Origin of the sequence: uncultured Veillonella sp., from assembly GCF_963522475.1 — a bacterium.
Lineage (GTDB): Bacteria > Bacillota > Negativicutes > Veillonellales > Veillonellaceae > Veillonella.
The window spans coordinates 51,404-63,558 of record NZ_CAUQYW010000001.1 but is presented as its reverse complement, the minus strand read 5'-3'; the positions used below and the strand labels follow the sequence as shown (position 1 = coordinate 63,558).

At 39.4% G+C, this 12,155-nt stretch carries 9 protein-coding genes; 8 read left to right on the top strand and 1 reads right to left on the bottom strand.

Features of this window, described 5'->3' with window-relative positions:
- Positions 1-15: 15 nt before the first annotated feature.
- From cdaA to glmM, 4 genes are all read left to right on the top strand, one after another.
- Complete coding sequence (gene cdaA / locus RWP19_RS00300) at positions 16-828, top strand: diadenylate cyclase CdaA (protein WP_314355982.1); 813 nt, start codon at positions 16-18, stop codon at positions 826-828.
- On the top strand, positions 825-1,745 hold the full coding sequence (locus RWP19_RS00295; protein ID WP_314355981.1) for a CdaR family protein: 921 nt from the start codon (positions 825-827) through the stop codon (positions 1,743-1,745). Before cdaA ends, RWP19_RS00295 begins: the two co-directional genes overlap by 4 nt.
- 270 nt (positions 1,746-2,015) lie before the next feature.
- Positions 2,016-3,614 (top strand): FAD-dependent protein, encoded by a 1,599-nt coding sequence (locus tag RWP19_RS00290; protein ID WP_314355980.1) that lies wholly within the window; start codon positions 2,016-2,018, stop codon positions 3,612-3,614.
- A 169-nt stretch (positions 3,615-3,783) separates the two neighbouring features.
- Positions 3,784-5,139, top strand: coding sequence for a phosphoglucosamine mutase (gene glmM / locus RWP19_RS00285; RefSeq protein WP_314355979.1), 1,356 nt, complete (start codon positions 3,784-3,786; stop codon positions 5,137-5,139).
- Between the two features lie 670 nt (positions 5,140-5,809).
- On the opposite strand, the gene RWP19_RS00280 is transcribed toward glmM, so the two are convergent.
- On the bottom strand, positions 5,810-7,180 hold the full coding sequence (locus RWP19_RS00280) for a hypothetical protein (protein WP_314355978.1): 1,371 nt from the start codon (positions 7,178-7,180) through the stop codon (positions 5,810-5,812).
- A gap of 534 nt (positions 7,181-7,714) precedes the next feature.
- On the opposite strand from RWP19_RS00280, the gene glmS reads away from it, so the two are divergent.
- The 4 genes from glmS (at position 7,715) to RWP19_RS00260 (ending at position 12,117) form a co-directional block, all read left to right on the top strand.
- On the top strand, positions 7,715-9,547 hold the full coding sequence (gene glmS, locus RWP19_RS00275) for a glutamine--fructose-6-phosphate transaminase (isomerizing) (protein ID WP_314355977.1): 1,833 nt from the start codon (positions 7,715-7,717) through the stop codon (positions 9,545-9,547).
- Between the two features lie 58 nt (positions 9,548-9,605).
- A complete protein-coding gene (gene trpS, locus RWP19_RS00270) occupies positions 9,606-10,592 on the top strand; it encodes a tryptophan--tRNA ligase (RefSeq protein ID WP_314355975.1) in 987 nt (328 codons plus the stop codon).
- 36 nt (positions 10,593-10,628) lie between these two features.
- Entirely contained in the window at positions 10,629-11,105 is a 477-nt protein-coding gene (locus RWP19_RS00265; protein WP_314355973.1) for a hypothetical protein, read from the top strand.
- A gap of 199 nt (positions 11,106-11,304) precedes the next feature.
- Positions 11,305-12,117: an amino acid ABC transporter substrate-binding protein gene (locus tag RWP19_RS00260; protein WP_314355972.1), complete on the top strand. Its 813-nt coding sequence runs from the start codon at positions 11,305-11,307 to the stop codon at positions 12,115-12,117.
- Positions 12,118-12,155: the final 38 nt, after the last annotated feature.

Sequence of the window (12,155 nt, the reverse complement as noted above, 5' to 3'; positions counted from 1 at the left end):
TAAGGAGCTTTTTTTATGCATATTGACGCACTTATACATACCTTTAGGCTTCTTGATATCGCGGATATCTTAATTGTTGCTGTAGGTATATATTATTTATATAAATTGCTTAAAGATACACGAGCCGTTTCTCTTTTAAAAGGCCTCGTGATGTTAGCAATTCTAAATTTATTGAGTCATTTACTAAATCTATATGTTATTAATTGGATTTTGCAACAAAGTATGACCGTTCTTCTCTTTGCGTTGCCGGTAGTATTTCAGCCGGAATTGCGGCGTGCTTTAGAACAATTGGGCCGTGGTCGAATTTTCAGTAAAGCACAGAATGTTAATGAAGAGGAAATGGACATGACCATCAATGAAGTGATGGCGGCGGCTCGTGTTATGTCCCGTGAGCACACAGGGGCACTTATCGTATTTGAACGTGAAGTCGGTCTCAATGACTTCGTTGATACAGGTATTTTAATTGATGCGGTGCTAAGTCGTGAATTGATTAAAAACATTTTCGTTCCTAGTACACCGCTTCATGATGGCGCGCTAATTATTCGTGATGGCCGAATTCGTGCGGCTGGTTGTTTGTTGCCGCTAACTGAAGATCGCACATTGAGTACTGAACTTGGTACGCGTCACCGTGCAGCCATCGGTTTGTCTGAACAAACGGACGCTGTCGTTGTTGTTGTCAGTGAGGAAACAGGAACCATTTCGTATACCTATGGCGGTCATATTTATCGCCATTTACCGGAAGACCAAATTAAAGAAGCGTTGCGCACGTTTATGGAACGTCCTCGTCAAACCATTACTAGTATGTGGAAATGGGGGGCGAAAAAATGATGATACATTTGAAACGTAATTGGCCAGCTAAGTTATTATCCTTACTAGCAGCCATTGTTATGTGGTTCTTTATTATGAGAGATCAGAATCCTGTGATGGAGGTAACGTATACGGTACCTGTTCAGGTTCAAAATCTTAAGGATAATTACATCATAGAGGATGCGCCAGATACTGTACGCATCGTATTATCTGGTCCACGTGATACGATTATTTCTATGAAAGCAGATAATCTTCGTGCTTATATCGATGCATCTGGTGTGAAGCCAGGACAAAATAATGTAACTATAGGTTTTACGCCACCATCAGGTATGAGTCTTGTGGAGATTAAGCCTGATACTATTACAATCAATGTAGATGAATATGCAGAGCGAAAAATACCAGTTGAAATTGTTCCAATTGGTAAATTCTCGGATGATATTGCTCTCAAGTCAGTAACCATTGTACCGAAAGAGGTAACTGTATCTGGACGTAAACAGCTTGTTAATGCCGTAAATAAGGTGGTTATGAAAGTCAATATTGCTGGCCAAACTAAGAACTTTAGTGCTGTTAGTACGTTAGAAGCTTGGGATATATCTGGTAATGTATTAGATGTACATATCAATCCTAACCAAGGTCAGGCGCAATATGAATTAAATTTATTGCGTAAAGACAAAGCTGTTCCTATTACCGTGCCAACTGTTGGAACGGTATTAGATGGGTATGAGGTTAAGGCCGTATCTGTTACACCAACCCAATTAACTGTGACAGGTCGAGAAGAAATGATTGATTCTGTTACGGAAATTCAAACTGAACCAGTGGACCTTACTAGTGCTACTAAGAGTATTCAAGGTAATTACAACTTAGTATTACCAAGTGGTGTTAATAGTAATACAACGACGGTACATGTTAAGGTTGATATACAAAAAAAGACTACCTAGTTCATAAATTAGAGGCGTAATAGTGATTTTCAAAATTGTTATTACCTATGAACCTGAATTATAAATAGACCCTAATAGAGGATAAGGTTAACTCTATTAGGGTCTATTTTAATGCTTTATAGAGATCTCTGTTTATTATGTATTAGCTTTTATAGTAATATTGTATAATAATATTGTATAACTAATTTCTGGTAGGTTAAATTTAAAGGATTTAGGTCAAATAATAAAGAACTTTGCTAACCGAAAAGGATAGTTTAAATAAGGAAAGATATGATTAGAATAATAAATCTCCGCGTGGCCGTTACGGTCAAGTCGGATATTAAAGATATTGTAGAAAAGAAGTACCCTCAGTTACGTGGTGCCATTGAAACAATTCACGTTGTGCGACGCGCTGTAGATGCTCGTAAAAAACCGAATATTGTATTTGTGTATACCTTGTTTGCTGAGGTTCAAAAAGAAGCTCAAATCATGAAAAAGCTAGGTAAACAAAAAGATGTATCTGTGTTTACTCCAGAAGATCCAGAACCTATTGTTTATGGTAATGTGCCTTTAGCAAATCGTCCGATAGTGATGGGCTTTGGGCCAGCAGGTATGCTAGCAGCCTTTTATTTAGCTCGTGAAGGGTACCGTCCAATCGTTCTTGAACGAGGTCAAGACGTTGATACTCGTAGCCAAGATGTAGAAACATTCTGGAAAGAAGGTGTATTTAAGCCTGAATCGAATGTACAATTTGGCGAGGGCGGTGCTGGTACTTTCTCGGATGGTAAATTGACAACTCGCATTACCCATCCTAGATTGCACGAAATCTCCAAATACTTTGTAGAGTTTGGCGCTCCTGAGGAAATATTATATAAACATAAACCTCACGTAGGTACAGATAAGTTGCGTACCATGGTAAAATCTATGCGTGAACGTATCATCGAATGGGGCGGTGAAGTCCGCTTTGGTGCAAAAGTAACTGATCTGTTTATTGAAAATGACCACATCGTAGGTGTTGAAGTGAATGGTAACGAACGCATCGATACGACAGTTGTGCTTTCCGGAGTAGGTCATAGTGCACGTGATACGTATGAAATGTTATATAAACGCAATGTAGAAATGACGGCGAAACCATTTGCCATTGGCGTTCGTATCGAGCATGACCAAGCTGTCATTGATGAGTCCCAATATGGTGTAGAACCATCTAGCTTGGGCCTTGGTGCAGCGGAATACTCCCTTGTGTTTCATGATAAGGAAACAGGACGTACAGCGTACAGTTTCTGTATGTGCCCCGGTGGTCAAGTTGTAGCATCTGCCTCTGAAAATGGAGGGGTGGTTGTCAATGGCATGAGTTTATATGCTCGTGATAGTGGTGTTGCAAACAGTGCTATCGTAGTCAATGTAGGTCCTGATGACTTTGGTACACATCCACTCGATGGCGTTGCTTTTCAACGTGAATGGGAGCGTAAAGCTTATGAGTTAGGCGGTTCTAACTTCCATGCACCTGCTCAGACCGTAGGTCAGTTTTTGGGGCTTTCACAAGCGCCAAGCGTACAAGATAGCACATATAGCTATGAACCAGGTGTGGTCAATTGCGATTTACATGATTGCTTACCACCATTCGTAACGTCTGTGTTAGAACGGGCATTGCCATATTGGGGACGACGTATTCATGGGTTTGATGATCCATCGGTATGCATGACGGGCGTTGAAACACGGACCTCTGCGCCGCTTCGGATGGGACGTAATGAAGATCGTATTTCTCCGACTGTAGGTGGATTTTATCCTATGGGGGAAGGGGCTGGCTATGCAGGTGGCATTATGAGTGCCGCCCTTGATGGAGCGGAAACTGCTATCTTATGTATGGCAAAATATGCAAAACCTAACTAGTTGGTAGTAGAATATATTGTAAAGAAAACTACAGTATAAGTTCATATTGGTACTGTAAAATAGTATATCTATATAGTGTCTATATGAGTGGTGTATATATTGTGATATAATACACAACAGTAAATATATGAGGACTTGTGATTTTCACAATCCCTAGAGGAGGATAATTATGGCTCGTTTATTTGGTACAGATGGTGTACGTGGTGTTGTTAATGAATTTTTAACACCTGAATTAGCCTATCATTTAGGCCGTGCTGCGGCTACATATTTTGGTAAAGAAAAAGATCATCCTACATTCTTGATTGGTCGCGATACACGTATTTCCGGTTCTATGCTTGAAAGTGCATTAGCAGCGGGTATTTGCTCTGTTGGTGGCAATGTTGTCATCGCCGGTGTTATACCAACTCCTGCTGTAGCATACCTTGTACGTCAACAAGGATTTGATGCGGGTGCTGTTATTTCTGCATCTCACAATCCATATCCAGATAATGGCATTAAATTCTTTGATGGTTATGGCTATAAATTGCCAGATGAAGTAGAAGATGAATTAGAACAATATGTTCGTCAAAGTGCGGATAATGAATTGGCACGCCCTACGGGTGATGGCATCGGTACAATTGAGTTCAATAGTAATTTGGCACATTTCTATGCTCACTTTGTGCGCCACACAATTGATACATCCCTTGAAGGCTTGACAATAGTTTATGATGGTGCGAATGGTGCTGCTTCTAGTGTAGGCCCTGAAATCTTGTCTGGCCTTGGTGCTAAGGTAATCAATATCAATGTAAATCCAGATGGCTTGAATATTAACCATCACTGTGGCTCTACACATATTGAAGGATTGCAAGTAGCTGTTCAACAACACAATGCAGACCTTGGTATCGCTAACGATGGTGATGCGGATCGTTGCTTATTGGTAGACGAAAAAGGTCAAGTTCTCGATGGTGACCAAATTATGCTATTGTGTGCACTTAAATTAAAAGAAGAAGGCAAACTTAAAGGTGATACAGTCGTTGGTACTGTTATGAGTAATATTGGGTTCCATAAAGCGGCAGAAGAACTTGGTATGAAAACCGTCTCCACTGCTGTTGGTGACCGCTATGTATTGGAATACATGCGTGAACATGATCTCTCTGTTGGTGGTGAACAATCTGGTCACGTAATCTTCTTGGATCACAATACAACAGGTGATGGCATGTTAACTGCTGTTCAAGTTGCGGCTCTTATGAAAGAAAAAAATCAACCGCTTTCTGAACTTGCTAGCATTATGACGAAATATCCACAAGTGTTAGTAAACGTTCGGGTTGCTACAAAAACTGGTTGGGAAGACAATGATATTATTAAAGCTGCCATCGTAACAGCTGAAGGTGAACTTGGCGATGAAGGGCGCGTTCTAGTACGTGCATCTGGTACAGAACCACTCATTCGTGTAATGGCGGAAGGGCCAGACCAAGAAGCATTACAATCATTATGCCAAGAAATCGCTGATATTATCGGTAGAGAACAAGGGCTGGCTGAAAAGTAGGGTGTGAGGCGGCAGAGGAGCTTGCGACGATGAAGCCCACACATCACTTTGTTCCGAGCGTAAGATTTCGGAAAGCGAAATCCACAGCGAGGAACTGGTTATATTAAGATTAAACCTACTGTTCTTGTGAGTAGTAAAATTCTATAATCCCATAAAAAAGGTATCCCCTCCTATATATGTCCCTTTGCTCCGTCCTACGTAAAGTCGCTGCAGGAACATATATAGGAGGGGATTTATTTTTTATTTATTTAGGATGGTTACCGAATGGAACCGTCACTATTGCGCGGTCATTTCTACACTATACCATTTCTACTCATAAGAGTTATTTCGGGTATGGAGAGGCCGATAGCAGAGATGCTGTAATTCATCTCTTAGATAGTTAAGAGATGGGATGGAGCTTTGCAAATACGTACATAGGGCATGATTTATGTTATTATAGCTATATAGTTTAAATCGTATTGGTTTAATAATTAAAGTGTAATATGAAAACTACAAGCCTGTAGTTGTATTAAAACTATGGCCCATATATGACTGCTACTTGATAGATTAATTCACGCATGAACTCTCAGGATAAATTTTGATATAATCTTATGCAGCTTTGTATGGTTCTAAATCGGCATAGAAATAAAAGAGGCAACGTCGTCGTCGTTGCCTCTTTTATTTCTTGGTTTTATTTATTAGCTACAACGAGTTTATATCCATTCAAGTGAATGTTATTGCCTGTTGTGTCTTCGTTAGTTAAAGATTTTACATAGCTGTCACCAGTGAGTGTCCATGTAGAGTCTTTGCTGAGTTTCACAGTTACTTCTTTAGCTGTGTTGTCAGTGTTGATAGCTCCCACAAGGCTAGATCCATTTTCCATGTCTATCGCGATGGTGCTGATGGAGTCGGCTACGATGTTACCGCTAAGTTCTTGGTTAGATGCGCGAAGTGTAAGGTGACCTCCGTTTTCGCCGGTTTTGCCCCAGCGGGAGTCTGCCGCAGCTTTCACTAGTATCGTAGTATTTGGCATTAAGATTGTGTTTCCTGTAAGGTTTGCTTCAGCAGTGGTGTTATTAACATAGATGAACGCACCTGTAGCGTGGGTTGTTAGTGTATTATTTTCTGCTTTCATATGCGCAATACCGCTTTCAGCATCACCAGAGAAGCTTTGGTAGAGCATAAAGCCATTGTCTTTGTAGCCTGTTACATTGGAGTTTGTAAGGGTAATGGAGTTTTTGCCTTCTACAACGCCAATTTCACTGTTGTTAGCTACACCGTTGATGTTATTAGCCGTAATATTACCAGTTGAGTAGATAATAGGACTGCCTGCGCCAGAGGTTGTTAGTTTAGCTGCTTCTACAGTAATAGTGCCTTCTCCACGGTCTGTAGCAAGTGTAGCAGAATGAGCGCCTTCAGTGGTAATAGTTAGGTTTTTACCATTTACAGTGCCTTTATAGGTAGCATCTAGACCACGAGAAGAATCATTTTTAGTGTGAATATTAGTATTCTCTACATTGATAACAGAGCCTTCGCCAGTGGCAAAGACTGCATTGGAACCATTGGAGTTAGATGTAATATTGCTACCCTTAATGTTAATTTGGCTGCCATCAATACCAAGAATTACCGCATTTTGACCTCGGAAATTACTGTTGTCATCGCTTGTAGTATTACCAGTTTTATCGAAAACGCTGTTTTCGATATTTACGACTGCTTTATTTTTGCCTATGAAAGCATTCTGGTCAGATGTTGTATTAGTAATTAACTCATGAGCAATGGATTTGTTTTCTGTTATTATAGACGTACCTGTGAAAGTACTAGGATCTACTTCGGCTTGTGGAGTGCTTCCTTGTGCAGATGGTACTGTTGTAGCTTGTTTTGTTGTAGTTACAGTAGCTACGTTAGTAGTAGTTTGTGCTTCTGCTGCAAAGGTTGGAAGCATTGCCAAAGTAGAAAGGGCTGCACCTAATATTGCAGGAAGCACCCAACGACGTAATTTTCTGTACTTCATTGTATTTTTATGTTTTTTCTGTTTTTTATTATTAATTATTGTTTTTGTCATAATTCGTCTCTCCCAAATTATATACATATGAATTTAAAAATAACAAAATCTAATTGCATAAAATTTAGATTGACTGAAGTATAATTTCTTACAATGAAAATATCGTGAAATATAGAAAAAATCATTTTTTATAGCTTTGAATAAGTGGAAATATTTACATCTTATCGATTTTTTTAGTATAATATAGCTCAGTACTATAATTTATATTTGTACTCATTCTGCCGTATATCATAGAAAGGAAATCCGAATTCGTAAAGGCGAATAGCGCAAGTACCCGCGAAGGCAGTCGTTAGGGTAGACGAGGTGAAGAGTGATCGAATCATCAGCGGATGCTCTTCCGGCATATTCATGTCGTAACAGATACTAAAAAGCCCATCGGTAACGATGGAGACAAAGTGTATTTGAATGAATTGTATTAAAATAGGACTTAATACATATAGAACATTAATTTAGAATGTTAATTAAAACATTAATTAGTTAGCCTTAGTTTTTGGCTGGGGCTAGAAATACCCCCAGTTATAGGAGGATATATTTATGTGCGGTATCGTAGGATACATTGGTTTTAATCAAGCATCTGATTTCTTATTGGACGGTATGGCGAAATTAGAATACCGTGGTTATGACTCTGCAGGCATCGCTGTTATTGGCCCTGAAAATGCAATCAAAATTCAAAAAAAGGTTGGCCGTCTAGCTAATCTTGAGGCGATTGTAAAAGCAGATCCTAATGAAGGGACTGTAGGTATTGGTCATACTCGTTGGGCTACTCATGGTCGTCCATCCGATATGAACGCCCATCCTCACTCCTCTGAAGATGGTAAATTTGCTGTTGTTCACAACGGTATTATTGAAAACTACATGCCTTTAAAAGAAGAGCTCCTCGAAAAAGGGTACCATTTTAAATCTGAAACTGATACAGAAGTAGTTGCTCATTTATTAGAGGATATGTATGATGGCGATTTCGTAAGTACTGTACGTCGCATGCTCGCTCGTGTTGACGGTGCGTATGCTCTTGAAATCATCTGTGCTGATGAGCCAGACAAAATCATTTGTACTAAAAAAGAAAACCCATTGGTTATCGGTCTTGGCAAAGGTGAAAACTTTGTAGCATCCGATATTCCAGCTATCATTAACTATACACGCGATACATATATTTTGAGCGATGGTGAATTAGCTATCGTAACTCGTGATAATGTATCCGTATTTGACCGTGAAGGCAACTCTATTGATAAAGAAGTATTCCACGTTAACTGGAATGCAGAAGCAGCAGAAAAAGGCGGTTATGAACACTTCATGTTGAAAGAAATTCATGACCAACCTAAAGCTGTACGCGATACATTTGGTACACACATCTCTGAAGATGGTAAAACGGCTATCTTTGATGAATTGAATTGGACTGCTGACGATGTAGCAGCTTTCAACAAAATCCTCATCGTTGCATGTGGTACAGCATACCATGCAGGTCTTGTAACAAAACAATACATTGAAAACTTGGCGCGTATTCCTGTAAGTGTGGAAATCGCATCTGAGTACCGTTATAGCAATCCGTTGACTGATGACAAAACATTATGTATCGTTATCAGCCAATCCGGGGAAACATCCGATACATTGGCAGCTTTGAAAGAGGCTAAACGTCTTGGCGCTAAATCTTTGGCGATTACAAACGTAGTAGGTTCCAGTATCTCTCGTGAAGCAGATAATACTGTGTACACATGGGCAGGTCCTGAAATCTCTGTAGCGTCTACAAAAGCGTACACTACTCAATTAGTAGCAGGCTTGTTGTTCGCTGTATACCTTGGCCAATTAAATGGTAAATTGGATCCAGCTTTAGGCGAAGAAATCCTTAGCGGTGTTAAAAACTTGCCTACATTGATTCATGAAATTTTTGAAGTAGACGAAGATATGAAAGCCTTTGCTAAACATTATGGCTTTAAATCTGATGCGTTCTTCTTGGGCCGTGCTATCGACTATGCAGTAGCGATGGAAGGTGCTTTGAAATTGAAAGAAATTTCTTACATCCATGCTGAAGCATATGCTGGTGGCGAGTTGAAACATGGTACATTGGCTCTTATCGAAGAAGGCGTACCTGTTATCGCATTGGCTACACAAGAGGATGTATACGATAAGATGATCAGCAACATCCGTGAAGTAAAAGCGCGTGAAGCTGTTGTAATTGGTATCGGTATGAAAGGTGACGAAGAATTATCTAAACACGTAGATCACACAATCTATGTGCCTCGTGCGAATAAATTCATCGCTCCAATTCTTGCTGTTGTACCATTGCAATTGTTGGCGTACTACGCAGCGATTACACGCGGCGCAGATGTAGATAAACCACGTAACTTAGCTAAATCTGTAACCGTAGAATAATATATATAACCAACAGTGCTTCGGCACTGTTGGTTTATTTCAATATAGGGAGACTATTATGGCAGTTATATTTTCCGGCATCCAACCAAGTGGAGAATTAACACTTGGTAATTATTTGGGGGCTTTACGTAATTTCTTAGACTATCAAGATACTGATGAATGTTATTATTGTATCGTTAACCAACATGCGATTACTGTACCGCAAGATCCAAAAGAGTTATTCCAAAATACTCGTAATTTGGCTGCGTTATACCTCGCTGTTGGCCTCGATCCTAAAAAGGTAACATTATTTGTGCAATCCGAAGTGCCTGAACACGTTAAACTCGGTTGGGTTATGCAATCTATTAGCTATGTTGGCGAATTAGAGCGTATGACACAGTACAAAGATAAGTCTCAAAAGCAAGGTGACTCTATCCCTACAGCGTTGCTTACGTATCCACCATTGATGGCGGCAGATATTTTGTTATATGGTACTAACTATGTTCCAGTAGGTGAGGACCAAAAACAACATCTTGAATTGACTCGTAATTTGGCAGAGCGTTTTAACCGTCGATTTGGCGAAACTTTCGTAGTACCTGATATCAAAGTAGGCGAAGGTGGCGCTCGCGTTATGAGCTTACAAGAGCCAACTAAGAAAATGAGTAAATCTGATGATAACCAAAATGCTACAATTCGTCTTTTGGATGCACCAGACTTGATTGTGAAAAAATTGAAACGCGCTCAAACTGACTCTGATAACGCGGTGCGTTATGATAAAGAAAACAAACCTGGCATTTCTAACTTGATGGGCATTTACCGTGCTATTACAAAAGACAGCTATGAAGCTATCGAAGAAATGTATGCTGGTAAAGGTTATGGCGTATTCAAATCCGATATCGCAGACCTATTGGTGGCAACTCTTGAGCCAATCCAAGAACGTTATAATGAGTTGATTACAAGCCCTGAACTCGATGTTATTCTCGATGAAGGTGCTGCTAAGGCTCATGCTAAAGCAAGTCAAATGTATCGTAAAGTAGAACAAGCTATGGGCTTGTGCCGTAAATAAAATCATATAGTAGACTTTCAATTTGTGAGGTAAGCCATGACGAAACAAGAGGCGATGGAACGCTTTTCATCAGGTACCGTACAACAGAGCTTAGAAATACATCGTGGAATTCAGTGGGCCGGTCGTATCATCGGTCTATTGGTTTGCGCCTTAATTGTAAAATATATGCCCTCCGATTGGGCTGAGCGTATATGGTATTATCTGTTGTTACTCGTAATATTATGGACCCTTCATAGATTAGGTGAAAGTCAAGCATTTATCTGTGAAAAGGGCCTCGTGTTAAAGCGAAGGCCTTTTTCTGTGAAAGAATACTTTCACAGCCTCTTTCATGGGGATGAATATTTTGTTTTTGTCGATTATGAGCATATTATTGGATTTACTGAAGGTTGGCGCGAGTTGGAGGCCATCAATGGTCATGGTGGAATTTATGTAATACCTTTAGACTTAGGCCTGGTGAGATATAAAGATAAAATGGCTATGATTGAAGCTATTCATAAGAATAGAGATGCATAAAGCAAGAGTATATACAAATGCTTTATCGTTTTAAAGTATTATATGCAACATAAAACTGAGAATATAAAAAAATTCATCAAATTAACCATTTACAACTTTAATAAACTAAAGTATAATACAATCATCGGGTATAGAGATGAGTTCTGTACATCATATAATAGCTAGTAATTAAAGGTGTAACACACCATGGAGGATAGTTATGAATTGGAAAAAAATGATGGCCGTTGGCCTTGCAGCAGTATCTATGATGGTATTTGTAACGGGGTGTGGTAGTGATACTAAAACGGCTAATAAGGAATTACCTAAAAAAATCGTTATTGGCTTAGATGATAGCTTCCCTCCGATGGGTTTTAAAGATGATAAAGGCGAAATCGTAGGCTTAGATATCGATATGGCTAAAGAAGCTGCCAAACGGGCTGGCATGGAGGTAGAATTCAAAGCTATCGACTGGTCCAGTAAAGAAGCTGAGTTGAAATCTAAAAAAATTGACGCTTTGTGGAATGGCTTAACAGTATCTCCTGAACGTGAGAAAAATATATTGTTCTCTAATACATACATGAAAGATAAACAATATATTATTGTTCGTAATGAAGATGAATCTATTAAATCTAAAGCTGATTTAGCGGGCAAAGTAGTCGGTGTTCAACAAGCTAGTACTGGTGAATCTGCATTGCAAAATGATCCAAGCGGTAAAACTGTAAAAGAAACAAAATCTTATGCTGATTTCGTAAGTGCTTTCATGGATCTTGGCATTGGTCGTGTTGATGCAGTTATCGCTGATGGCGTTATCGCTCGTTACCTCATGACAAAAGAACCTGGTAAATATAAAATCGTAGAAGGTACTGATTACGGTGCGGATAACTTTGCTATTGGCTTCCGTAAAGATGATACTGCATTACGTGATAAAATCAATGGTATTTTAGCTGAAATGAAAAAAGATGGTACTGCTGATAAAATCGTTGAAAAATGGTTGGGCTCTAGCGCAGACCTAGATAAGAGCGATGCTAAATAGTACAATTCGTGATATACTAATAGTATTATGGTCAGTAT